The sequence below is a fragment of the Melioribacteraceae bacterium 4301-Me genome (genome assembly GCA_041538185.1).
In the GTDB taxonomy this organism is placed as follows: domain Bacteria; phylum Bacteroidota; class Ignavibacteria; order Ignavibacteriales; family Melioribacteraceae; genus Pyranulibacter; species Pyranulibacter aquaticus.
In genome coordinates, this window is the sequence record JBGORM010000003.1 from 127,030 (window position 1) to 152,277 (window position 25,248).

24 protein-coding genes are annotated in these 25,248 nt (G+C 32.2%); 17 read left to right on the plus strand and 7 right to left on the minus strand.

The features are described 5' to 3' along the window. The first annotated feature begins 1 nt into the window (after position 1). From ABRY23_06600 to ABRY23_06610, 3 genes are read left to right on the plus strand one after another with little or no spacing between them, the layout of a single operon-like run. Positions 2-736, plus strand: a complete 735-nt coding sequence (locus ABRY23_06600; GenBank protein MFA3782722.1) for a uracil-DNA glycosylase family protein — start codon at positions 2-4, stop codon at positions 734-736. 33 nt (positions 737-769) lie between these two features. Continuing rightward, complete coding sequence (dnaB, locus tag ABRY23_06605) at positions 770-2,218, plus strand: replicative DNA helicase (protein MFA3782723.1); 1,449 nt, start codon at positions 770-772, stop codon at positions 2,216-2,218. After that, positions 2,215-3,090: an N-acetylmuramoyl-L-alanine amidase-like domain-containing protein gene (locus ABRY23_06610; protein ID MFA3782724.1), complete on the plus strand. Its 876-nt coding sequence runs from the start codon at positions 2,215-2,217 to the stop codon at positions 3,088-3,090. The genes dnaB and ABRY23_06610 overlap by 4 nt, the downstream gene beginning before the upstream one ends. A 133-nt stretch (positions 3,091-3,223) precedes the next feature. Here ABRY23_06610 and ABRY23_06615 read toward each other — a convergent pair whose 3' ends face one another. Continuing rightward, the gene (locus ABRY23_06615) at positions 3,224-4,078 is read right to left on the minus strand and encodes a deoxyribonuclease IV (protein ID MFA3782725.1); all 855 of its coding nucleotides are present in this window, start codon (positions 4,076-4,078) and stop codon (positions 3,224-3,226) included. A 114-nt stretch (positions 4,079-4,192) separates the two neighbouring features. Here ABRY23_06615 and ribD point away from each other — a divergent pair, with 114 nt between their 5' ends. From ribD to lptB, 13 genes are all read left to right on the plus strand, one after another. After that, the gene (gene ribD, locus ABRY23_06620) at positions 4,193-5,272 is read left to right on the plus strand and encodes a bifunctional diaminohydroxyphosphoribosylaminopyrimidine deaminase/5-amino-6-(5-phosphoribosylamino)uracil reductase RibD (protein MFA3782726.1); all 1,080 of its coding nucleotides are present in this window, start codon (positions 4,193-4,195) and stop codon (positions 5,270-5,272) included. Between the two features lie 42 nt (positions 5,273-5,314). Beyond that, on the plus strand, positions 5,315-5,950 hold the full coding sequence (locus ABRY23_06625) for a riboflavin synthase (protein ID MFA3782727.1): 636 nt from the start codon (positions 5,315-5,317) through the stop codon (positions 5,948-5,950). Between the two features lie 28 nt (positions 5,951-5,978). Beyond that, the gene (locus tag ABRY23_06630) at positions 5,979-7,199 is read left to right on the plus strand and encodes a bifunctional 3,4-dihydroxy-2-butanone-4-phosphate synthase/GTP cyclohydrolase II (protein ID MFA3782728.1); all 1,221 of its coding nucleotides are present in this window, start codon (positions 5,979-5,981) and stop codon (positions 7,197-7,199) included. 304 nt (positions 7,200-7,503) lie between these two features. After that, positions 7,504-7,968, plus strand: coding sequence for a 6,7-dimethyl-8-ribityllumazine synthase (gene ribE / locus ABRY23_06635; GenBank protein MFA3782729.1), 465 nt, complete (start codon positions 7,504-7,506; stop codon positions 7,966-7,968). Positions 7,969-8,351: 383 nt separating this feature from the next. Continuing rightward, positions 8,352-9,455: a heparan-alpha-glucosaminide N-acetyltransferase domain-containing protein gene (locus ABRY23_06640; GenBank protein MFA3782730.1), complete on the plus strand. Its 1,104-nt coding sequence runs from the start codon at positions 8,352-8,354 to the stop codon at positions 9,453-9,455. 30 nt (positions 9,456-9,485) lie between these two features. Beyond that, the gene (gene ruvB, locus ABRY23_06645) at positions 9,486-10,514 is read left to right on the plus strand and encodes a Holliday junction branch migration DNA helicase RuvB (protein ID MFA3782731.1); all 1,029 of its coding nucleotides are present in this window, start codon (positions 9,486-9,488) and stop codon (positions 10,512-10,514) included. A 1-nt stretch (position 10,515) separates the two neighbouring features. Next, positions 10,516-11,331 (plus strand): 3-deoxy-8-phosphooctulonate synthase, encoded by an 816-nt coding sequence (gene kdsA / locus ABRY23_06650; GenBank protein MFA3782732.1) that lies wholly within the window; start codon positions 10,516-10,518, stop codon positions 11,329-11,331. Further along, positions 11,321-11,791: an HAD hydrolase family protein gene (locus tag ABRY23_06655; protein MFA3782733.1), complete on the plus strand. Its 471-nt coding sequence runs from the start codon at positions 11,321-11,323 to the stop codon at positions 11,789-11,791. Before kdsA ends, ABRY23_06655 begins: the two co-directional genes overlap by 11 nt. Positions 11,792-11,817: 26 nt before the next feature. Continuing rightward, on the plus strand, positions 11,818-12,507 hold the full coding sequence (locus tag ABRY23_06660; protein ID MFA3782734.1) for a hypothetical protein: 690 nt from the start codon (positions 11,818-11,820) through the stop codon (positions 12,505-12,507). 17 nt (positions 12,508-12,524) lie between these two features. Next, positions 12,525-13,517, plus strand: coding sequence for an SIS domain-containing protein (locus tag ABRY23_06665; protein ID MFA3782735.1), 993 nt, complete (start codon positions 12,525-12,527; stop codon positions 13,515-13,517). Then, on the plus strand, positions 13,514-14,053 hold the full coding sequence (gene lptC / locus ABRY23_06670) for an LPS export ABC transporter periplasmic protein LptC (protein MFA3782736.1): 540 nt from the start codon (positions 13,514-13,516) through the stop codon (positions 14,051-14,053). Before ABRY23_06665 ends, lptC begins: the two co-directional genes overlap by 4 nt. Then, positions 14,050-15,444 (plus strand): OstA-like protein, encoded by a 1,395-nt coding sequence (locus tag ABRY23_06675; GenBank protein ID MFA3782737.1) that lies wholly within the window; start codon positions 14,050-14,052, stop codon positions 15,442-15,444. The genes lptC and ABRY23_06675 overlap by 4 nt, the downstream gene beginning before the upstream one ends. Further along, the gene (gene lptB, locus ABRY23_06680; protein ID MFA3782738.1) at positions 15,437-16,180 is read left to right on the plus strand and encodes an LPS export ABC transporter ATP-binding protein; all 744 of its coding nucleotides are present in this window, start codon (positions 15,437-15,439) and stop codon (positions 16,178-16,180) included. The genes ABRY23_06675 and lptB overlap by 8 nt, the downstream gene beginning before the upstream one ends. 17 nt (positions 16,181-16,197) lie before the next feature. On the opposite strand, the gene ABRY23_06685 is transcribed toward lptB, so the two are convergent. The 6 genes from ABRY23_06685 to ABRY23_06710 all read right to left on the minus strand — a co-directional run bounded on the left by ABRY23_06685 (position 16,198) and on the right by ABRY23_06710 (position 22,640). Next, the gene (locus ABRY23_06685) at positions 16,198-17,799 is read right to left on the minus strand and encodes an acetaldehyde dehydrogenase (acetylating) (GenBank protein MFA3782739.1); all 1,602 of its coding nucleotides are present in this window, start codon (positions 17,797-17,799) and stop codon (positions 16,198-16,200) included. A 58-nt stretch (positions 17,800-17,857) separates the two neighbouring features. Next, entirely contained in the window at positions 17,858-18,607 is a 750-nt protein-coding gene (locus ABRY23_06690; GenBank protein ID MFA3782740.1) for a LytR/AlgR family response regulator transcription factor, read from the minus strand. Positions 18,608-18,614: 7 nt separating this feature from the next. Further along, positions 18,615-19,664, minus strand: a complete 1,050-nt coding sequence (locus ABRY23_06695; protein ID MFA3782741.1) for a sensor histidine kinase — start codon at positions 19,662-19,664, stop codon at positions 18,615-18,617. 16 nt (positions 19,665-19,680) lie between these two features. Then, positions 19,681-20,421, minus strand: a complete 741-nt coding sequence (locus tag ABRY23_06700; protein ID MFA3782742.1) for a LiaI-LiaF-like domain-containing protein — start codon at positions 20,419-20,421, stop codon at positions 19,681-19,683. An 11-nt stretch (positions 20,422-20,432) separates the two neighbouring features. Next, positions 20,433-21,122 carry a hypothetical protein gene (locus ABRY23_06705; protein MFA3782743.1) on the minus strand — a complete coding sequence of 230 codons (690 nt, stop codon included), beginning with the start codon at positions 21,120-21,122 and terminating at the stop codon, positions 20,433-20,435. A 285-nt stretch (positions 21,123-21,407) separates the two neighbouring features. After that, the gene (locus ABRY23_06710; GenBank protein ID MFA3782744.1) at positions 21,408-22,640 is read right to left on the minus strand and encodes a DNA recombination protein RmuC; all 1,233 of its coding nucleotides are present in this window, start codon (positions 22,638-22,640) and stop codon (positions 21,408-21,410) included. A 119-nt stretch (positions 22,641-22,759) separates the two neighbouring features. On the opposite strand from ABRY23_06710, the gene ABRY23_06715 reads away from it, so the two are divergent. Continuing rightward, the gene (locus ABRY23_06715; protein MFA3782745.1) at positions 22,760-25,210 is read left to right on the plus strand and encodes a penicillin acylase family protein; all 2,451 of its coding nucleotides are present in this window, start codon (positions 22,760-22,762) and stop codon (positions 25,208-25,210) included. The last annotated feature ends 38 nt before the right edge of the window (positions 25,211-25,248 follow it).

The following is a 25,248-nucleotide window of genomic DNA, read 5'->3' on the forward strand; positions in this document are numbered from 1 at the left end:
ATTGGCTGTAACAATAAAACAAATAATAGAAGCGTTGAAATACCAAAAGGAAGTTTTTGGTGATTTTCTTTTTGAAAAATTAGATAAAGAACGAGTTAATTATAACTTGGCACCTGAAATGAAAGTATCAGAAAAAGTAACGAGCAGTTTAACAGACAATTTATTTGTAGAAGAATTTCATAATTCAACTTCGTTAACTGAACTTTACGAGAAAATTCATCAATGCCAAAAATGTCCGCTCGGCAAAACTAGAACAAAATTTGTCTTTGGTGTTGGCAACCCAAATGCAAAAGCAATGTTAATTGGCGAAGCCCCTGGTGCGGAAGAAGATAGACAAGGTGAACCATTTGTAGGCAGAGCAGGTCAGTTACTTAATGATATACTAAAAGCAATAAATCTAAAAAGAGAAGATGTTTATATTGCCAATATTTTAAAGTGCAGGCCCCCTAACAATAGAGACCCTTTACCTGTGGAAATGGAAACTTGTTTTCCTTATCTTCATAAGCAAATAGACTTAATTAAACCAAAAGTAATCTTGTGTTTAGGTAGAATTGCAGCTAATGCATTGCTTAACAAAAAATTATCGTTAAGCTTGCTTAGAAATGCAGTTTTTGAACATGATGGAATTAAAGTAGTAAGCACTTATCATCCAGCAGCTTTGCTGAGAAATCCGCATTGGAAAAAAGACTGCTGGGAAGATGTAAAAAAATTTAAAAGCTTGTTAGACCAGCTTTAGTATTCAGAATAGTAAGGAAAAAAATTAAGTTTTATGGCTAAGAGAAAGCAGCTTCCTACTGATTTAGAGAAATTAAAAGCTACAACGTTACAGCCTCCTGCAGCTGTTGAAGTGGAGATGTCTGTTATTGGCGCAATGTTAATTGATAACGAGGCAGTGCCGAAAGCAGTTGAGATTTTAAAACCTGAGGCTTTTTTTGATAAAAAGAACAAAATTATTTTCGAAGCGATTGTCTCCTTATATCAGGCAGATGAGCCAATTGATACTGTAACTGTTTATGAAGAATTAAAGAAATCTAATTTAACTGAGGAAGCAGGTGGCGCTGCCTACCTAAGTAAATTAACTCAGGATATTACTTCGGCAGCTAATGTTGATTATCATGCCAGAGTTGTATTAGAAAAATGGATATTAAGACAATTGATTTCTGCATCTATGGAAATTGCAAACTCCGCTTATCTTGGTCAAGAAGATGTTTTTGATCTACTTGATGCTGCTGAATCTAAAATATTTCAAATTTCTGAGGAAGGGATTAAAGAATCGTTCAAGTCAATGGATAAAGCTGTAAAAGAAGCGCTTGAACTTATTGAAGCAATACACTCAAAAAATATCTCAGCTCACTCAGTACCCACAGGTTTCTTTGAATTGGATGAACTTTTAGGCGGTCTGCAAAAATCGGATTTAATAGTAGTAGCAGCCAGACCATCAATGGGCAAGACTGCCTTTGCTTTATCGCTTGCTAGAAACGCAGCTGTAGAACATAAAGTTCCGATTGGTATTTTTAGTCTCGAAATGTCAACTATTCAGCTTGTTACAAGGTTAATTTCTGCTGAAGCGAAAATTAATGCTCATTCAATTAGGACAGGCAAATTTAAAGCTGAAGATGGAGCTAAGATTAGCAGGACAGTTCACAAGTTAAGTAAAGCTCCTATTTTTATTGATGATACTCCAGCCATTTCAATTCTTGAAATTAGAGCAAAAGCAAGAAGATTAAAAAATGAAAAAGGAATAGGATTAATTGTAATAGATTACCTGCAATTGATAAATCCATCGTTTACAGCAGATAGCCGGGAAAGAGAAATTTCTATGATATCCCGCTCATTAAAATCTTTAGCAAAAGAATTAAATATTCCTGTAATTGCTTTGTCTCAATTAAATCGTGCAGTAGAGTTACGTGCCGATAAGAGACCTCAACTTTCAGATTTGCGTGAGTCGGGCTCTATAGAACAAGATGCTGATGTTGTAATATTTTTATACAGACCAGAAATGTATGGCATTGAAAATTTTTCCTCTGGAAATCTTGCTGGTAAATCAACAGAAGGAATAGCCGAAATTATTGTGGGTAAACAAAGAAACGGTCCAACTGGAGAGGTGTTCTTAAAATTTACTAAAGATTTTACTCGTTTTGAGAATCTTGAATTATTTAGAGAAGCTATTCCGCAAATTGAACAAACATCTCCAACTAAAGAGGATTTACCTATATGACAACAGCAAGCTTTCGTTCACAGTTAGTTGGCTTACTTTTGTTTTTATTTTTTACTTCTTTTATCAATGGCCAGGTTATTTATACACAGCAAGATGCTGATATTTGTAAATCCAAATTTAATCTTGCAGTAGAAAAGAAATTAATAAATTATCCAATTAATGAAGTGATTGTTGAAATAGGGAAAAGTTTTTTAGGTACTGAATATGAAGCCCATACCCTTGATCAAGACAGTGTTGAAAAATTAGTTATTCATTTAACAGGATTAGATTGCTATACTTTTCTGGAAAGCTCTTTAGTTTTTGCACGATGCATAAAAGAAAACAAGCTAACCTTCAAAGATTATCAAAGGGAGTTAATCAATATTCGTTATAGAGATGGTAAATTAAGTGATTATCTTTCACGGCTGCACTATTTTTCGGATTGGATTTACGATATTGATAAACGAGGAATTGGGGAAAATATTACACAAAAAATTGGCGGTATTCCTTACAACAAAAAAATTAATTTTATGAGCACTCATCAAGATTTATATAAACAACTTAAGGGTAATCCGAAATTTTTACGTGAAATAATACAAATCGAAAAAAATATAAGCAGTAGAGAAAATTACTATATACCTGAAGATTCAATTGCCAAGTGTGAAGAAAGAATTCAAAGCGGCGACATAATAGGTATAACCACAAATGTTAAAGGATTAGACATTGCTCATACTGGCATTGCAATTCGAATGGAAGATGGAAGAATTCATTTTTTACATGCACCTGATGTTGGTCATAAAGTACAAATTACAGATAAGCCGCTTGCCGATTACATAAAAGGGAACAAGAAACAAACCGGTATCATGGTTCTAAGAGTGAACGAACCACAATAAACTAATAATTTTTATTTCCCAAATTTTTTGCAACTGAGGAAATAAAATTTGAAGGTTCTTTCGAATTGTTTTAGCTTCTTCGATTTTCATTTTCTTGTTTTAAATATCTCTGTCCTATAGCTTAAAGAAGAAATTATTTTTTAACTAAGCTAAGCAGTAACTTTATGTTCTGCAAATCTTCTTTTTGATCCTTTCCCTTTGGTGTTTCAAGAATTTTTGGCACTCTTTCCAATTTTTTATCATTCATAATATTTGTGAAGCCTTCTGTACCAATAAATCCTTTTCCAATGTGTTCATGTCGATCAACGCGGCTGCCCAATTCCTTTTTGCTGTCGTTCATGTGAATGCACTTTAATTTTTCCAGACCAATAATATCGTTAAACTCTTTTATTACTTTTTTATATTGCTTCGAGTCTCTTATATCATAACCAGCAGCGAAGATGTGAGCGGTGTCTATGCAAACACTCATTCTTTCTGGTTCTTCAACTAAGTCAATAATTTTTCTTAATTGTTCAAATCTGTAACCGAGTGCTGTTCCCTGTCCTGCGGTAGCTTCAAGCATGCTTTTAGTCTTGTAGCCTTTGGTTTTTTGATGAACAATGTTAAGAGATTCTGCAATTAATTTTATTCCTAATTCTTCTCCTTGTCCACCGTGAGCACCAGGGTGGAAATTTAAATATGGGATTCCGAGTTGTTCACATCTTTCAAGTTCTTTTAAAAAAGCTTCACGCGATTTTTTTAACATCATTGGGTCCTTTGAGCAAAGATTGATAAGATAAGAATCGTGAGATACAACAAATTTTATGTTAGAAGCTAATAGTTTGCTCTTAAAGTCGTTTATTTCCTTTTCGCTTAGGTCTTTCGCAAAATATTGATTATTATTTTTTGTAAAAATTTGTATAGCTGTGAACCCAAGTTTTTCGGCAGTATCAATTGCAGATGCTGGTCCACCAGTAACAAAAGTATGTGCACCTAATAAATGCGTCATCTTTTAGTCCTTAATTTTAGTTGAATAATTTACTAGTTATTAATGTATTTTTGTAAGCTTCTTGCTGTGTTTTTATGAATTACGCTGAGTAATAATATAATTTTATTTATTGAAATGAATAAAAATAACAATGAATATTACATAAAAAAATGCTTTGAATTAGCAAAGAAGGGCGAAGGATATGTTAGTCCAAATCCACTTGTAGGAGCGGTAATTGTCAAGAATGGTAAAATAATTTCTGAGGGATGGCATGAAAAGTATGGCTTTCTTCACGCAGAAGCTTCTGCTATTTATAATGCTAAAGAGGATTTGACAGGCTCAACATTATATTGCAATCTTGAACCATGCTGCCACACTAATAAAAAGACACCACCCTGCGTTCCTTTGATAATTAAAAGCGGCATTAAGAGAGTTGTAATCAGTAATATTGATCCAAATCCCGAAGTCAATGGAAAAGGAATTGAACAATTGAGAGCGACGGGAATAGAAGTTGAAGTTGGAGTTAGTGAAGAGGAAGGGAAATTTCTAAATAAATTTTTTTTCAAGTTCATAAAAGAGAAAATTCCTTATGTAACTCTAAAAGTTGCCCAGTCAACAGATGGAAAAATTACTGAGGAAATTGGAAAGCGTACTCAAATAACTGGTCAACAATCACAAATTTTTGTCCACGAACAGAGAAGTAAATACGATGCTGTTTTTGTTGGTGCTGGAACAGTTAATATTGATAACCCTTCTTTAGATGTTCGTTTTACTAAAGGAAGAAACCCGCTTAGAATAATTATTGATGGCAAATTAAATGCTAATATAAACTCCAGAATTTTTGAAAAAGAAAAAGAAAGAACATGGGTGATTACTTCTTTGCTTAATAGTTCCGATAAAAAAGATAATTTTAAGAAACTAGGAATTAAGTTGTTGGAGCTGCCCTCGGATAAAAATGGAGTAATTGATTTAAAGACTGTGCTGAAAAAACTTGGGGAAGAGGAAATTACATCATTATTTGTTGAGGGCGGTGCGCAGGTTTTTAATCAGTTTTATGAAGAAAATTTATTTGATGAAATCATTATTCTGAAAGCACCTTCAATTTTCCCTAAGGGATTAAACGCATTTGCTTCTTTAGATGAAAAAAAATTAAAATTGATTGAAGTTGAAAAATTAGGCGTGGATGAAAAAATCGTTTACTTTAACTCAAAATAGAGAATGTTAACGTAAAACAAACTAAATGATTAAATTTGGGCTATGTTTACGGGAATTATAGAAGAAGTTGGAAAAATAACAGCAGTAAAGCTACTGCGAGATGGTAAGCGAATAAAAATTAATGCGGATAAAATTTTAAAAGAAACTTCGACCGGCGATTCAATTTCTGTAAATGGTGTTTGCCTTACAGTGATTAAGCTGGAAAAAGATGGTTTTTGGATAGAAGCTGTAGGTGAAACAATTAGTAAAACTGCATTATCGAAAATAAGCCTAAATGAAAAAGTAAACTTGGAACGGGCTCTCAGATTGACAGATAGATTAGGTGGACACATTGTGTTGGGACATGTAAACGGAATTGGTAAAATAACAGCTTTAACTAAAATAGCTGAGAATTATAAATTAGAAATAGCTTTACCTTCCAACTTAATGAAGTATGTTGTTGAGGAAGGTTCAATAGCAGTTGATGGAATTAGTCTCACTGTAGCAGCTATTAATGCAAATAAAATTAAAATTTCGATAATTCCTTTTACATTTGAAAACACTAACTTGAAGTCAAAAAAGAGCGGCTGTCTGGTAAATATTGAAGTTGATATCCTTTCAAAATATTTAGAAAGATTAATACCGGCTAAAAAATCTAAATTAGAAAATCAAAAACTTTCGGATGGACTAGAATTCTAAACAGTTTGATAATGAAAAGGGAAATTAAATGGACTCAAAAGATAATTTTAACAGAATTGAAGAAGCAATTGAAGATATTAAAAAAGGGAAAATGGTTATTGTTGTTGATGACCCAGAAAGGGAAAACGAAGGCGATTTAATAATTTCAGCAGAAAAGATAACTCCAGCTGACGTAAATTTTATTACAAGGGAAGCACGAGGAATATTATGCGTTGCAATTGATGAAGAAAAGGCAAAGAAACTTAACCTTGAATTAATGGTAACTGATAATACAGCTTTAAATCAAACTTCTTTTACTGTAACAATTGATTATAAGATTGGAACTACAACTGGAGTTTCTGCTTATGACAGAGCAAAAACAATAAATGCTGTAGCTAATCAAGATAGCCGAGCAGAAGATTTTGCAAGACCAGGTCATATATTTCCATTAATAGCCAAAAATGGTGGTGTACTGAAAAGAGCTGGTCATACTGAAGCTGCAGTAGATTTAATGAAACTTGCTAATTTATCGCCAGTTGGAGCATTGTGTGAAATTATGGCGGAAGACGGCACAATGGCTCGTATACCACAATTACTAAATTTTGCTAAAAAGTATAACTTAAAAATAATTACAATTGCTGACCTGATTGAATTTAGAAGAAGAAAAGAAAAATTAGTAAAAGAGCTTACCGTTGTTAACTTCCCATCTAAATATGGGAATTTTAAACTGCATCTATTTCAAAACTTAATTGACCCAAATGATACTCCAGTTGCAATTGTGAAAGGGAAATTAGACGAAGAACCAACTCTTGTCCGCGTGCATTCTGAATGCCTTACGGGAGATGTGTTTGGTTCAAAAAGATGTGATTGTGGTGACCAGCTTACTAAAGCACTTGAAATGATTGAAAAAGAAGGTAAGGGCGTTGTGCTTTATATGAGACAGGAAGGACGCGGTATTGGTCTTGTTAATAAAATTTTTGCTTATGATTTACAAGATAAAGGCAAAGATACTGTGGAGGCTAATGAACTACTTGGATTTAAAGCTGACCTTAGAAATTATGGGATTGGCGCACAAGTGTTAAAAGAACTAGGCTTAAAAAAATTGCGCTTAATGACCAATAATCCAATGAAAATAATTGGTTTGAAAGGATATGATTTGCAAATTGTTGAACGTGTTCCTATTGAAATTCACCCTAATGAAGTAAATGAAAAATATTTACGAACTAAAAGTGAAAAACTCGGTCACCTAATTCTTAAAAAAGATTCATAATTTATAATAGATGCCGTTGACAATAAAGAACGCTGTTAATAATGCTCCTCAGCTCTCTGTGGAGTCTCAATTTAAGTTTCTTGTTACGCAGAGAACTATAGAGTGATAAATTAAACTCAGGCTTAAAATTGATTCGTCGAATGAGTTTAATAACTTTGCAAAATTTTATTTTTTGGTTACACAAAGTTCCATAAAGGAACTAAATAAACTTAACTTTTTCTTTCTGTAACATAGAAAAATGCAACGAATTAGAAGTTAGAAATAGAAAGAAAAAATACGATTTAATTATCATTGGAGAAGTTAAATGAACAATCTAATTGAAGGACATTTATCAGCAAAGGGCAAAAGATTTGCTCTTATTGTTTCTCGTTTCAATGAATTTATTTCCAAAAATTTGCATGCCGGTGCAATTGATTGTCTTTTGAGACATGGCGCAGAAGAAAAAAATATTACAACAATTTATGTTCCCGGTGCTTTCGAAATTCCATTAATTGCTAAAAAAGTCTCGCTTTCGAAAAATTTTGATGCTGTTGTTTGTCTTGGTGCTGTAATTCGGGGTGATACTCCTCATTTTGATTACATTGCTGCCGAAGTTTCTAAAGGTATAGCAAATGTAGGATTAGAAACAGGCGTGCCTGTAATATTTGGAGTTATTACCAGCGATACCATTGAACAAGCAATTGAAAGAGCAGGTACAAAAGCAGGCAATAAAGGTTGGGATGCAGCACTTTCAGCTATTGAAATGGCTGATTTGTTAACTAAATTATAAACTTAACATTTTTTTATTAAGAAATTTATTTGTGATGACAACATTGCAGCTTAAACTTCAATCAGCAGTTTTAACTGACTTGTTGAATATTGGAACATTTTGCTGATTTATATCTAATAAAATTATGATCACTTAATTTAGTTCCGGTTACTGATGTTAAATCCAAACAATAATTATTAGCAAAGGACTCATTTGAATTTTCATGAATTCTTTAGGTTAAGGATTTTATTTAATTATTAGTAATTTCAAAATTTTTTAGGTCGGCGCTGTGTAGATTGCAAGTTTGATAAATCAACTGCTGGTCTGTATTTAATAAATCTGTAATATTACTTATCTTTGAACTACTTTAATAAAAAGAATGATAAAATTTAGTAAAGAAATAAATGAGGAAAACCAACGTAAAGAGAATAATTTTTCTTGATTTAATGCGGGCACTGGCCGTCTTGATGATGGTGGAAGGGCATACTGTCGATACATTTCTTGCGGATCAGTTTAGGGATTATTCTTCAGTAGGATATAACATCTGGCTAACAATACGTGGCTTTACAGCACCTATTTTTATGTTCACTTCTGGAGTAGTTTTCACTTATTTGCTCAAACTTCAGGACCTCCCTTTTAAAGAAAACCCACGCGTTTATAAAGGCTTAAAAAGGTTTGTCACCTTAGTTTTAATAGGGTATGTATTAAGGTTCCCTACATATAAGATCTTTGATTACAATGAGGTAACTAAAGAACAATGGCTTTCCTTTTTTGCTGTGGATGCTCTTCATTTAATTGGTTTTGGTCTGCTGTTTATTATTGGATTATTATTTATTGCCGATAAATTAAAAGCAAAAGACAGCTACTTATTGTTAAGCGGCGCATGTTTCTTTTTTGTTGCCTACTTATTTGTAGAAAATATAAATTGGATTGATTTTTTCCCGGCACCCTTAGCAGCATATTTTTATAGTAAATCTGGTTCGTTGTTTCCACTTTTCCCATGGTCGGGTTATGTAATAACAGGGGCAATTTTAGGGCAATACCTTGCAAAAAACCCCGATGCATTTACAACTAAATCTTTTTCGATGAAACTCTCAATTGTTGGTATTGCATTGCTTTTAACATCGTTTATTTTTCACTACATAGAAGATTTATTTTATGGAAATAAGCAGTTTTGGACAGACCAATTTGCTCTTATTTTTTATCGACTTGGAGTTGTTTTATTGTTAAACTCTGCTATGTCTTTTTTAGCGGCTAAAATTAAAAACATACCTGAATTAGTAAAACAAATAGGCAGAAATACGCTTCTTATTTATGCAGTTCATGTAGTCATTTTATATGGAAGTGCTTGGTTCCCCGGCTTTTATAAGTATTTTGCAAGGACATTAAGTTTTAGTGAGTCACTTTTTGCAGCTTTGTTGATGATTTTATTGATGGTATGGATGGTAAAGTTAATTCAAAGATATAAAGATTATCAGAAAAAGAAATTAGCTGTAGCCGAAATTTGATCTTGCTTTTTGATAAAATTATTTGAAATCATGAGAAAATCAATTACTACAAATCCCGATTTAAAAGAAGAAGAGCAACAGTTTGAGCAAACGCTTCGCCCTCAAACCTTTGATGAATTTGTTGGACAAACAAAAATTACTGATAATTTTAAAGTTTTTATTGGCGCTGCTCTAAAAAGAAATGAAAGTTTGGACCATGTTTTATTAACAGGTCCCCCAGGCTTGGGTAAAACTACTCTTGCTCATATAATTGCAAATGAATTAGGTGCTAAAATTAAAATAACTTCTGGACCGGTATTAGAAAAGCCAGGCGACTTGGCAGGCATTTTAACTAATCTTGAAGAAAAATCTGTGTTGTTTATCGACGAAATACATCGACTTAGTCCAGTTGTCGAAGAATATCTTTATTCGGCTATGGAGGATTTTAAGCTTGACATAATGATTGATTCTGGTCCTAATGCCCGTACCGTACAAATTAAACTACCCAAATATACCTTGATAGGTGCTACAACCAGGGCGGGGCTGCTGACTGCCCCTTTGCGCGATAGATTTGGAATTAAATCACGACTTGATTACTATGATAGCGAATTGATAGGGAAAATAATAAGACGCTCCTCAAAAATTCTTAGTATAAAAATTGATGAAGATGCAGCTGATGAAATAGCTAAACGCTCCAGAGGAACCCCACGTATTGCAAATCGACTTCTAAGAAGAACGCGTGATTTTGCTGATTATGAAAATAAGAGCGTTATCGATGTTCAAACTGCTAAAAAAGCTCTTTCAGCACTTGAAGTTGATGAGTTCGGTCTCGATGAAATGGATAAAGAAATTATTCTTACTATAATCGAAAAGTTTAATGGTGGACCAGTAGGATTAAATACCCTTTCTGTAGCAGTAAATGAAGATCCTGGAACGATAGAAGAAGTTTATGAACCCTTTTTAATTCAGCAAGGGTTCATACAGCGAACGCCTCGAGGAAGAGAAGCAACAGAACTTAGTTACAAGAGATTTAATAAGCAACGTACAAAATTTGACGAGCAGAATAGTTTATTTTCCTGAAATGATAACAATAAAAAATATAAAAATTGGTAATGGCAATCCTATTGTGTTGATAGCAGGACCATGCGTAGTTGAAAATGAAACTATCACAATGAATACCGCAAATGAAATAAAAAAAATAACATCTGAGTTAAAAATTCCATTCATTTTTAAATCGAGTTATAAAAAAGCTAATAGAACAAGCATTAATTCTTTTACTGGCTTAGAATATTCAGAAGCTGTCAGAATCCTAAAAAAAGTTAAAAATGAATTTGACCTACCCTTACTTACAGATGTTCATACAGAAAAAGAAGCCGAATTAGCTGCTGAGTTTGCAGATGTAATTCAAATTCCGGCATTTTTATCAAGACAAACCGACTTATTAATTGCTGCTGGTAAGACTGGGAAAGTAATTAATGTAAAAAAAGGACAGTTTTTAGCTCCAGATGATATGATTCATGTGATAACTAAAATAGAATCTACAGGCAATAAAAATATTTTGTTAACTGAAAGAGGAACAACCTTTGGTTATCATGACCTGGTTGTTGATATGAGGTCGCTTGAAATTATGAAAAGTTTTGGTTTCCCAGTTATTATGGACGCAACTCATTCAGTACAAATGCCAAGCAAAGGGGAAAAAACAGGTGGACAACCTGAATTTATTCCAGTTTTAGCTCGCGCTGCAACAGCAGTTGGTATTGATGGACTGTTTTTAGAAGTACACCCCAATCCTTCAAATGCTTTGAGTGATGCTGCTTCTCAACTTCCTCTTAATAAGTTATTTGATTTGCTGGTTGTTATCATTAACATTGATAAATTAATTAAGAATGCTAAATAAAACCCAACTCGATTTCTCAAAAATAAAATTAATCATTCTTGATCTTGAAGGTGTTCTATTGCAAAAAAATGAACCTGAAGATGATGTGATTTCTCAGTTGCAAAATTTTGTAAGGGACCTTAAGCAGTTAAATTGCAAGGTGTGCATAATTACTGCCGGCAAAAATAAAATTATAAAAAAACTTAATTCGATTGAAAACTTAATAATACTTGATTCTGCACTGGATAAATTAACAACAGTACAAAAACTATTAAATAGTGTACATGTTAATTTTGATAATGTGTTTTATATTGGTGATGAAGTATTTGACATACCTTTATTGGTAAAATGTGGTATTAGTGCTGCACCTAAAACAGCAAGTAGAACAGTAAAAAGAAACGTAAATATAATTATAGATAATTCAAGCACAGAAAAACTCCTAAACTCTATCTTAAGTTATAAGAAGAGTTTTTCTATTTAGTTTTGCAACTGAAAAAACATAATCTTATGAATGAGTTTCCTCGTAAATTGTTTGACTATGAAAAAGAATGGCTTTTTACAGCTTTGCCTAAAAATAAACTTGGCTATAAACTTTACCGGGATAAAATTGAGTCGTTATTTGTAATTGGTAATGGACGTTTTGGAGGTAAAAATTTTGTACTCGGCCCAGCTAATTCTAAGGTTGACCTCGATGTTCCTACCTCAGCCGTTTTTGCTGTATCTTATGTTTTCTTTGATTCATGCGAGGTTTATGTAGTGATTCACGAAGAACAATATGAGCAAATTGAAATTGATTTTAGGCTTAACAAAGGTGACGATTTTCCAATAGGCATGAGACCCAAGAAATACTGGTCGTATTCTGACTGGAATCCAGGTCAAAAAGCTCCGTTCGATAATTCTTATGTAAGAGAAGTTCACTTAATAAAAAACAAGTTGATTTTAGCCATAGCACCCGCACATAAAAGAATATGGATATATGAATTTTCTAGTAAAGTAAACTATTTTGTACCAGTTACAAATTTATTTAACGAGATAAGAATTTTAAAAGGAATAAAAGATCCTCAATTAGCATTAAATCCAAATAGCTTTTTTACAAATCTCGATTTATTTAGCGATAGTGAAATAGGGCAAGGCTTTCTGCTGTATAACAAATATTTGAAGAGAATTGATATTGATTATAACATCTTTTTGAAATAAATATTTGTAAATCAATTATGAATAAAAAAAAGTTGACAGAAAAAGAGATAATTGAAATAGGTAAAAAAGTAATTAATGTTGAATCAGCAGCAGTTTCACAACTCGCCACTAGAATAAACAGTAGTTTTTATAAAGCGGTAGAAGTAATTTATAAATCTACTGGCAGAGTAGTTTTTACTGGCATGGGAAAATCTGGCCTGATAGCTAGAAAAATTGTTGCTACAATGAACTCAACAGGCACAGCAGCTATTTTTATGCATCCCACTGATGCTCTTCATGGCGACTTGGGCATGGTTAGAAAGGATGATATTGTAATTTTAATTTCCAAAAGCGGCACTACTTCTGAGCTGCTTGAGTTGATACCACTTTTTAAAAGAATTAGTGTTACAATTATTGGAATGCTGGGTGAAGAAAATTCATTGCTTGCAAAAGAGTGCGATATAGTGCTAAATGTAGCAGTTAAAGAAGAAGCTTGTCCATATGATCTGGCGCCCACAGCTTCAACCACCGCAGCTTTGGTAATGGGAGATGCTCTTGCAATAGCTTTGCTGGAAAAAAGAAATTTTTCTGCTGAAGATTTTGCCTTGCTTCATCCAGGAGGAAGCTTAGGCAAAAGATTATCGCTTCGCATTTCTGAAATAATGATAAAAGGAAAAGATGTTCCAATTGTGAATGAGACAACTACAGTTAAAGATACTATACTTGAAATGACGTCAAAAAGACTCGGCATGACTTGTGTTGTCAATAAAGAACATAAACTATGTGGTATTATCACGGATGGAGACTTAAGAAGAGCACTAGAAAAAACTCTCCAAATACATAATTTATGTGCCGCAGATATTATGACTAAAAATCCTAAAACTATTAATAAAGATTATTTAGCTTCTTTTGCTATTCAACAAATGGAAAATTTTAACATTACATCTTTAATTGTAACAGATAACAATAACATACCTATCGGAATTGTTCACCTGCACGACCTTGTTAAACTTGGATTGCAAGCAAGATGAAAAAAATTATCTTTCTTTTTGTGCTAATTACTTACTCTTGCGGTGAAAAACAAATTAAACCGGAATTTGAAGTAGCACCCTTTACCCAAAAGATACCATCACAAGAAAGTTGGAACTCAAAAGTACTATTTACAGATAACGGAGTGCTCAAAGCGATTCTTTATTCGAACCATTTGCAAATTTATGAAGACCAAAAAATTACCCTGTTAGAGGGCGTTAAAATTGATTTTTATAACTCTAATGGGAAAAAAACTACTACCCTTACTTCTTTACGCGGCAAAGTTGACGACATAACAAAAAACATGTTTGCTATTGATAGTGTAGTTGCCGTTAACGATAGTGGTGTTGTGCTAAAAACAAGCGAGTTAATGTGGAGAAATAAGGATCAAAAAATTCTTACAGATAAATTTGTTACTATTAGTTCTCCAAAGGAAATTATTAAAGGGTATGGCTTTGTTTCAGACCAAAAGTTAAATGACTACGTCATAAAAAATATAACATACATTTCAAATGTTACGGTTAAGGAAAACAAGTGAAAGTTGCTCAAACTATAATTATAATTCTTTTTTTTTCAATAATAACTTTTGCTCAAGAGCAGGAAAATTTTATTCATGTTATTGGTGATAGCTTAAGAGGCAGAATTGTTAATGGTGAAAATATCCGTGAGGTAATAGGCAATGTAAATATAACTCAGGGTGATGTACATATTATTTGCGATAATGCAATTCAATATTTGGCAAAAAATAAAGCCGAATTAATTGGTAATGTTGTTTTAAAGCAAGATTCAATTATTGTAGAAACAGAAAGAGGTTTTTATGACGGCAACTCAAAAACTGCTTACTCATTAACGAGAATTTCACTAAATGATGGTCATATTAAATTGACCGCCGATAGCGGGTATTATTTTTCAGAAGAGAAAAAATCGAAGTTTTTGGGCAATGTTTTATTACAAGATTCTATATCAACATTAAAGGCAAAAAAACTAATTTATTTTAACGAAGAAGACAAAGCAATTGCAACAGGGAATGTGATAGTTACTCAACAAAATTCAAGTTTGATTGCTGATAGCCTAATTCATACAAGGAAAAATGGAGTTACTCTGGCATTTAATAACGTTGCACTGTTTGATGAAAAACAAAAGTTGCTTTTAATTGCAGATGAATTGATAGATTCTAGCAAGGTAAATCATTCCATCTTGCGCGGAGAACCCTTATTAGTTCAGGTCGATACTTCGAAATCTGGTAAACTCGATACACTTTTTATTTCGTCAAAAGAAATGGAAGCTGTTAAAGATTCTGCCTCAGATATAATGACCGCTAAAGATTCTGTTAAAATAATAAGAGGAGAGTTTGCCTCGGTAAATAACTATACATTTTACAATAGAAAGGAAAATTTCATTTTTACATATAGAACTGAACAAGATATAAATCAGCCTATACTTTGGTACGAAGAAACTCAACTTTCAGGCGATTCAATTAATATTTATCTGAAAGATAACGAACTCGAGTGGATGAATATTAACAATAATGCTTTTCTGCTTTCATTAAATAAAGATTATCAAGATAGATACAATCAAATTTCTGGCAAGAATATAAAAATGTACTTTAAAAATAATAATCTTTATTTAACAGATGTTGTTGGCAATGTACTCAGCATTTATTATTTGTTTGAAGATAAAGAGCCGAATGGACTATTAAAATCGAGTGCTGAAAGAATAAAAGTTTTTTTTGATAGCACTGGGGTTACGGATGTGAAATTGTACAGTAGTCCCTCAAGTGAGTACCATCCAGAAAAAATGATAAAGGATAAGGAGAAAGATTTTACATTACCAACATTTATTGTTTATAATAATAAACCTAAAAAAATAGATTTATTAAAAAGCAGAAAAATTCCATTTTATTTATTCAAGAAGAATAGTTATGAATGAAAATTTATTGCTGCGAAGTGAACACCTAAAAAAAATCTATAAACGAAGAGCGGTTGTTAACAATGTTTCTATTGCATTAGAACAAGGTGAAGTAGTAGGATTATTGGGACCAAATGGTGCTGGTAAAACAACTACTTTTTATATGATTGTGGGAATGATTAAACCCAATGAAGGGAAAGTCTTTTTAAATAATACTGAAATTACTTCTGAACCAATGTATAAAAGAGCGAAAATGGGAATAGGCTATCTTCCACAAGAAGCATCTGTTTTTAGAAAATTAAGCGTTGAAGATAATATTATGGCAGTTTTACAAATGATGCAGCTTACTAAAGAAGAGCGTCAATCTAAATTAGAAAGTTTATTGAATGAACTCGGAATTGCTAATGTAAGAAAAAATATGGGTTATCAATTAAGCGGAGGAGAAAGAAGAAGAACAGAAATTGCAAGAGCTTTAGCTACTGATCCAAAGTTTATTTTACTCGATGAACCTTTTGCTGGCATCGACCCAATTGCAGTTGAAGATATTATGAATATTGTAGCTAATCTGAAAAATAAAGGCATTGGAATTTTAATTACCGACCATAATGTTCACGAAACACTTAGCATTGTTAACAGAGCTTACATATTGATTGAAGGGAAAATATTTAAGGAGGGTAATGCCTACGAACTTGCAGAAGATCCGGATGTTAGAAAACTTTATCTTGGTGAAAAATTCCGTTTGGACAGATACAACTAAATAAAATAAACTTAATGCTATTTCTTATTAAACTCTCTTATAATTTTTGAAATTTCTTCCTCAGTTATTCCAGTCCCGTAAACTTTCCCTTTTTTTACAACTGTAGGATTTTGAATAATATTTTTTAATGGGTCTAAGCTTGGATTTCCTGCGCGAGCTCTTAATCTTGCTTCAATTTTTTCAGTAATATTATCAAAATTACTTGATTGATAAGAAGGTCTTATAAATTCTCCGCCAAGTTCATATGAATTAATGCAGTTACCGGGATTAAGAGATTTAGTTTCAAAAGCAAGTGTTTTTATATTCATTAAATGAACAGCGCTTACGTTTTCAGAAATTATTGAGCCGCCCCAGGTTCCTGGACCTAAAGTCATCGAAGGTGTAAGTGCTGTACTGTACCCAACAGCACCTACTGAAGCTGGTGTATTTACAACAATTCTAAAAGCAGGCTTTTCTAAAGCAAATTTCATAATAATATCTTTATCATTTGAATGAATAGCAAGTGTATGCCCTATACCGCCAAACTCTAAAAGTTCTATACATTTATGGCAGCCTTCTAACCAGCCATCAACAATATAAAATGCAAGAATGGGTGAAAGTTTTTCAATTGATAATGGTTCGTTCCTGCCTACATTTTTACATTCAGCAATTAACACAGTTGTATTTTCGGGAACGCTAAAGCCTGCATAATTTGCTATCCATGCCGCTGATTTTCCAACAATATCCGGATTAATTCTGTTAGCTTTCACTACTGCATTTTCTAGTTTTATTTTTTCATCATGATTAACAAAATAGCAGCCATTTCTTTTTGATTCTTCAATTACCTTTTCAACAATAGGTTTATCAACTATCATTGCTTGTTCTGAAGAACATAAAGTGCCATTATCGAAAGTGGTGCCGTAAATTATATCTTTAACTGCTTTTTGATAATTTGCTGTCCTTTCTATAAAAGCGGGTACATTTCCAGAGCCAACACCTAACGCCGGTTTACCAGCACTGTAAGCTGCTTTCACCATTGGTGTACTGCCAGTCGCAAGTATTACTGAAACGTTTTTGTCTTTCATTAATGCATCTGTTCCTTCTAATGTAGGTGTTGACATACATTGCATTAGACCCTTTGGAGCGCCAGCTTTTTCAGCAGCATCCGATAAAATTCTTATTGTTTCTGCAGTGCAATTTGCTGCTTTTGGGTGCGGACTTACTACTATTGCATTACGACACTTAAGAGAAATTAATGATTTGAATATAGCTGTAGAAGTTGGATTTGTTGATGGTATTAAGGCTGCCACTACACCCATCGGCTCAGCAATTTTTACAATTTTTCCATTCTTTTGAACATCTATTATGCCGACAGTCTTTAAATCTTTTATTGATTCATAAACATCTTTAGAGCTGAATTGATTTTTTATAACTTTATCCTGCCATTTGCCGAAACCAGTTTCTTCGTGTGCCATTTTTGCTAATCTTTCAGCTTCTCTGTATCCAGCATCAGCCATAGCTTTTATAATTTTATCTACTTGCTCTTGATTGTAATGCTTGAACTCTAATTGAGCTTCTTTAGCTTTTGCAGCCAAGTTTCGTGCCTCTTGAATTGACTGAAGGTCAGTATCGTAATTCATAAACGACTCTTTTAAGTTTTACATTGCAAAATATAGTTATAGAGCTGTAAAACTTCAATTAAAGAATCTCTTTTAATTTTTGATACCCGGATTTGCTGACAGGTAATTTTGTTGAATCGTTAAGTATTACTATATGAGAATCTTTTTCATATAGTTCAATTTGTTTGATATTCTTTAACCTAACTATAAAGGAACGATGAATTCTTAAAAATTCTTTTGGATTAAGGTTTTCTTCGAAATATTTCATAGTCTTTTGCTTCAAAAACTTTCCATTTGTAGTGTGAATCATTACATAATCATCTTGTGCTTCTAAGTAATTTATTTCATCAATTGGTATCAGCAAAATTTTATTATTTGTTTTTACTACTATTCTTTCTAAATACTCTTGTCGCTTATCTAATTTACTTATTAAACTTCTAATAGAAGAGTTGTATTCTTCCTTATTTATTAATTGTTTTTTTGCTTTTAAAATTGCTTCGTCAAATCTCTCTTTGGAAAACGGTTTGAGTAAATAGTCCGTAGCATTTATTTCAAATGCTTTAATTGCATATTGATCAAATGCAGTGGTGAAAATAATTATTGGCGGATTTTCAATTAACTCCAGCATTTCAAATCCATTTAGCTTTGGCATTTGTATATCCAAAAAAATCAAGTCAGGATTTCTTTCATTAATCGCTCTTATACCTTCAAAGCCATTGGAACATTCGCCAATTAATTCAATATCTTCTCTGTCGACTAAAAAATTCTTAATTATTTCTCTTCCTAACTTCTCATCATCAATTATTATTGCTTTAAGTTTAGTTTCCATTGCTAAGTTAATTTAATGGGATATAAATATTAGCTTTAAAAATGTTACCTACTTTTTCTGTACTTATTAAATTATCTTGATTATAAATCAGCTTCAATCGGTTTCTGATATTTTTTATACCAATTCCTTCGCCTTTTTTAGGCACGGCTTCAGGGTCAAAGTTATTTTCAACAGTAATTTTCATGTATCCTTTTTCTTCTTTACATGATAGAACAATAGTTACTTTATCTAAGCATTCATACACACCGTGCTTAATTGCATTTTCTAACAAAGGCTGGAGTATCATGCTTGGCACTTCTAATTTTAGGCAGGATTCACTTATTTTTTCTATAAATTCAAATTTTTCTTCAAAGCGAACTTTCTCTATATCTAAATAAAGTTTAGCGTTACTTATTTCGTCAGTTAATTTACTTTTTTGATGTTCATTTTTGGAAAGAGTATTACGTAAAAACGATGAAAGCTTAATTGTCATTTCTTGTGCCTTTTTAGGATTACTAATAGTAAGTGAACTAATTGAATTAAGGCTATTAAAAATAAAATGTGGATTGATTTGATACTTCAGTGATTTTAATTCGGCTTCCTTAACCAAGGATTTTAATTCAGCTTCTTTTAAACGTTTTTCTTGGAAATTGTAATAGTAAATTATAATGTAGTCGACTGATACGATAATTATATAGAAAAGTACGCCAATTAGAAATCTCCAAATTAAAGTAGAATACACAAATGAAAGATAAGAGGAATTGCCTATTAATAAATTTTGTAAAAGGAAATAACCAAGCAAAACCCAAATACACGATGTAATTACTGCCGCTACAAGATGATTCGAGGTTATTTTTAAGATAGAATAATTTTCCAGAGAATTGAAGCTTGCTGTATACCAAAGACTAATTCCAAGTAGAAAGAATATAATATTGAATACTAAACTATCGATTAATGCATTCAATAATCCTGCATCAGCAATTAAAGAGAGAACAGCAAATTGAACTACAATGATAAAAGACCAAATTAAAATGTACGATGATAAAATTTTTTTATTACTAATAAAGGGGTTTGTCATTAACTGAAAACCATATTTAATTAACTAATGAATTTTCAAGTTTACCGCCGCCGAATAAGATAAAGCCTGTAATTACTAATGTTCCTTCTGTTAATTCTGCTTGTGGAACTTGTATGTAGCGCTTGTCATCAAAACCGCCGAAAATTGTTGTAACATTTATTACAACTTTCCAGTTTGCCGGTACATTAAATTGAACGCTTCCAAAAATTACTGCCAAATCTAAAATATTGTTCCCCTCTGCTAATTTAGCTTTAGAAAAGTCAATTTTACTTCCCCCGAAAAAAGATGTAATTCTACCGCCTTTAAAATTTTGTGAGGTAATTATTTTTTTGCTTACATAGAAAATAGAAGTTTCATCAAGCAAGTCGTACTTGTAATCGTAGTCTAAATTGATATTAGATGCATCTTCGGATTTTATATTTTTAAAATTATCAGAATAATCTCTTCTCCTTAATAAAATCATTAATCCAATTATAATTATAATTAGCGGCCATAGATAAGAGTAATGAACATGAAATGTAAATGGCATTGTTCGTTGCAGCAAAGTTATTATTCCAATTCCCAAAATGATGTAACCTGCTAAGCAGTTTTTACATTTTAGAAGTAAAACAATACCGATAATAATCATAAAAGTAGGGAATGAGAAAAAGATATGGTGTAGGTTAAAGGGAAATAGAAAAATATTATCTAAAAGGAAAATTATTCCGAATATTATAAAGATTGCTCCTATCAAAATTCTTCTATTTATATTTGGCATTATTACACCTTTTATTTATAATTTTTGATTTCACCGCCGCCAAAAATTACTGCTCCTTTAATAATAAGTTTTCTGCCTTGCAAAAACTCAATGTTTGGGTCCCTAATCCGTTTATCTCCAAATCCTCCAAAAATTGAAGTAACATTTATATATACATCCCAGTTTTTAGGGACTATAATTGTAGAGCCTCCAAAAATGGCGTTAACTTCAAGAATGCTTTCGCCTTCTGCTAATTCACAGTTCAGCAAATTTATCTCGGAACCGCCAAAAATAGAGGTAATGTATCCGCCCTTGAAATTTTTAATATTGTGAATTTTCACGCCGCCGCCAAATAAAGAAAAATCATCTATGTAATCAGATGAAATTTCTTTTCCGGATGAATTCTTCTGGTAACTAATATAATCAGCAGTTCCTTTTTTTCTCTTAAGGATTATGTATATACCTATTGCTACAAAAATAAGCGGCCATAAATCTGGGTATAAATTGAAAAAGCCAATGAACACAAAAACCCATCCAACTATTTTATTGTGTGTTGATAGCAGTAATACAATGCCAAAAGCTATGAAGAAAAATTGCCAGGTAAGGAATATGTCAGTTATATCAAAAGTTAAAAATCCTAAATTGTTCATCAGCGATAATAAACCTAACAAAATCAAAAGCGAACCTAAAACTATCCTAATATTTCTGTCTGAACTTCTCATTATTTCCTCGTTGGAATTTACAGTTAAAAAATAGTTTAATTAATTATGTGTTCTAATAAAAAATCGGTAAATAATATTAAATAGTCGGTAAAATAATTATTTTATTTGATAAGCTGTCAAAATGTTTTTAGAATGATAAAATTACATTGACTTCATTAAGCGATATCATAGATTAAAATTCTGTTCACACAATGAAGTTAAATGGTAATAGAACCAGATTTTTCCAGCAAAAAATTGTATCAAGAGCAAAGTAAAATAATTTACTTTCAAGACGAAAAAAGATTTTTAATCAATTAATTTAGCTGCATCCGAAGAAGGTAATTCCTGGACATCTTTTAATTTTCTTTCAATTGCTCTAGTGCGTACTTTTGCTGAATCAATGGATTCACTGGCTTGTCTAAGTTTTTCCTGTGTTTTTTCCAGCACATCACCGAATTTACCAAATTCAGTTTTAACGGCTGCTAATAATTTTCGCACTTCACTAGAGCGTTTTTCTATTGCAAGGGTTCTAAAACCAAGCTGCAAGCTATTTAATACTGCCAAAAAATTTGTTGGCCCAGTCATTGTAACACGATATTCTCGTTGTATTGAATCAAATAAGCCTGGTCGACGCAGGATTTCAGCGTACAAGCCCTCAACAGGTAGAAACATTATTGCAAAATCTGTAGTGTGAGGAGGGTCAATATATTTTTCTGAGATTCTTTTTGCTTCTAATTTAATTCGTTGTTCAAGCGATTTAGCTGCAGCTTCTACAAGTTCAGGGTTGGCTGTATCTTGAGCTTCTGTTAAGCGTTGATAATCTTCCAACGGAAATTTTGCATCGATTGGAATCCATACATTTTCTTCTTTATCTTCATTTTTACCCGGCATTTTGATAGCAAACTCTACAACCGCATTGCTGCCTTTTTTGGTAGAAACATTTTTAGCGTATTGGTCGGGTGTTAAAACTTGTTCAATTAAACTGCCGAGTTGAACTTCGCCCCATGTGCCTCGTGTTTTTACATTGGTTAGTACACGTTTAAGATCTCCAACTCCAGTGGCTAAATTTTGCATTTCACCTAAACCTTTATGAACTATCTCTAAACGTTCGCTAACTAGCTTAAACGAATCTCCTAATCTTTTTTCTAAAGTTGAATGAAGTTTTTCATCAACAGTTTGTCTCATCTCTTCGAGTTTTTTTGAGTTATTATCTTGTATTTCCTTTAGTTGTTTTTCGACTCGGTCATGCAGTTTATCAAATTTTTGTTCATTGGTCTGAATTAATCTGTTAAGTAAATCATCGATTTTATCGGAAAATATTTTTAATGAATTGCTTAGTTCTTCTCGTTGCCCTTTAAAGTATTTAAAGTTTTCCTCCCGCGTTCTACTGATTTCATCTCTTATCGATCTTTCAATACGCTGCAATTCTTCTTTTACAATTGTTGTTGTATCTATACTTGTATTTTTTGTTAGTTTGAAGATAATGAGTGAAATGATTACTATGATAACTATTGATGCTGCAGTTATAATTAACTCCACGAAATGTTTCTCCCAAATAATTTGTTGTATAAAACTAAAAAAATCTTTTGTTTATTATAAATTTATTTTCAGGCTATCCCAATTAATTGATTAAATTTACTAATAAAAAATAATTTATTATGAAAACGTGGAAAAAAATAACAATAGGTGTTTTAGCTTCCTTGTTAATTATTCTCATTGCAATTGTAGCTTTTTCTTATTTAATGATACAAAAAACATTTCCTAAGTACGATGGTGAAGTTAAAGTAGCCGGTTTGTATGATTCAGTTGTGATTTATAGAGATTCTTATGCTATACCTTATGTAAAAGCAAAAACTGAAGAAGATGCAATTTTTGCTCTTGGCTATTTACATGCCCAAGAGAGATTGTTTCAAATGGATATTGCACGAAGAGCAGGTGAGGGCAGATTAAGTGAAATACTAGGCTCCAAAGTACTTCCAATTGATAAAATGTTTAAAACAATCGGCATTTATAAAAATGTCAAGAAAGATTATGAGAAGCTAAATGATATTTCTAAAAAATATTTAATTGCATATTCAAAGGGCGTAAACGCTTTCATCAAAAATGCTAAAGGTAAATATCAACTTGAGTTTGATATTTTAGACTATGATCCTTACCAATGGACACCATTACATAGTTTAGTAATAGCGAAATTGATGGCTTGGGAGTTAAACATAAGTTGGTGGACAGATATAGCATTTGCAAACCTGGTAAAAAAATTAGGCGAGGAGAAAGCAAAAGAACTTATACCCTCGTTCCCCGAGAACGCACCTACAATTATTCCTCAAGAAACAAAATATTTTTCTAACATTGATGATGGAATCATAAAAGTTGACAGGCAATTCAGAGAGTTAATTGGAATGGTGGGTACTCATATTGGTTCAAATAATTGGGTAGTTAATTCGCAAATCTCACTTTCAGGAAAACCTATCATTGCTAACGACCCTCATTTGGCTTATACTGCTCCAGGTCGTTGGTATTTTGCAATCTTAAAAAGTGATAAACTAAACGTAGAAGGATTTACTATTCCAGGCTTACCGGCTATAGTAATTGGTACGAATCAAAACATTGCCTGGGCACTTACCAATGTAATGACCGATGATGCAGATTTCTACGCTGAAAAATTGGATTCAACAAATAGTCGTTATTTTTTTAATGGTAATTGGCTGCCACTTACGGTAAGGGATGATACAATCCATGTTAAAGATTCTTCCGATGTTATAATAAAAGTAAGAAGCACACATCGTGGACCAATAATATCCGATATTCATCCTTTTAACAAATTATATAGCAATGCGAAAGTTGTGCAAGCTTTAAGTATGAAATGGACAGCGTTGGATTTTAGCGATGAGATATATGCTATGATAAGCGTTAACAAAGCAACTAACTGGAATGAATTTAAAAATGCACTTAAATATTTTACAGTTCCAGGACAAAATTTTGTTTATGCTGATAACAAAGGAAACATTGGTTATATCTGTGCGGCAAGATTACCCATACGAAAGACTAATACAACTACTCTTGTTTTCGATGGAACAACAGATAAATATGACTGGGAAGGTTTTGTGCCTTATGAGCAAATGCCAAAGCTTTTTAATCCATCCCAAAATTTTATTGCTTCAGCTAACAATAAAACTGTAAAAAATTTTCCTTATCATATTTCAAATATCTGGGAACCCTCTTCTCGAATAGAAAGAATTGTTTCATTGCTAAATAGTAAAAAACTACATTCAGTTAATGATTTTGAGAAATATCAAATGGATTTTGTTTCTCCTTATGCTAAGAAGATAAGTCAATATATAATTGACGCTTTTCAGAACGAGAAAATAACTGATGAGAATGTAAAAACTGCGGTCGAATTGTTAAAAAATTGGGATTATAATTTCAACAGCCGAAGTCAAACACCAACTATTTATACTAAGTTCTTAGAGTTTTTGATTAAAAATTTATTTGAAAAAAAAATGGGCAAAGATTTGATGGAAGAATATGTATTTATAGCTAATATTCCATACAGAATTCTGGAAGAACTATTAGAAAATCCAAACTCCTATTGGTTTGATGACTTAGATACACCTAAAATAGAAAATAGAGAGGATATTATTAGAAAAAGTTTATATTCAGCTGTAGATGACCTCCAAAAAGAATACGGCAATGAATTAGCACAATGGCAGTGGGGCAAGGTTCACAAAGTGACATTTAAGCACCTATTCCATTCTGCTTCTCCTTTACTTGATAATTTAGTTGATATTGGCACCTATTCAATTGGTGGGGACGGTACTACTATATTCAATACAGAGTATTCTTTTGCTGATCTTTACAATAAAGTTCCGAAACCAACAAGAAGCAAGCCCTACGAAAATATACTCGGTCCTTCTATGCGATACATCTATGATTTTTCACAGCCTGATTACATTTATTTAATACTTACCACGGGTCAATCTGGTAATTTTTTCTCTGATAATTATAAGGATATGACTAAAAAATGGTTAAATGGAGAGTATATTAAACTGCCTATAAATGAAAAAAAGTTCACGTACAGAAGTAAACATAAGCTTATATTACTGCCATGAGTTAAAAAATAATTTAGAGAAAAAATACTTTGGAAAAT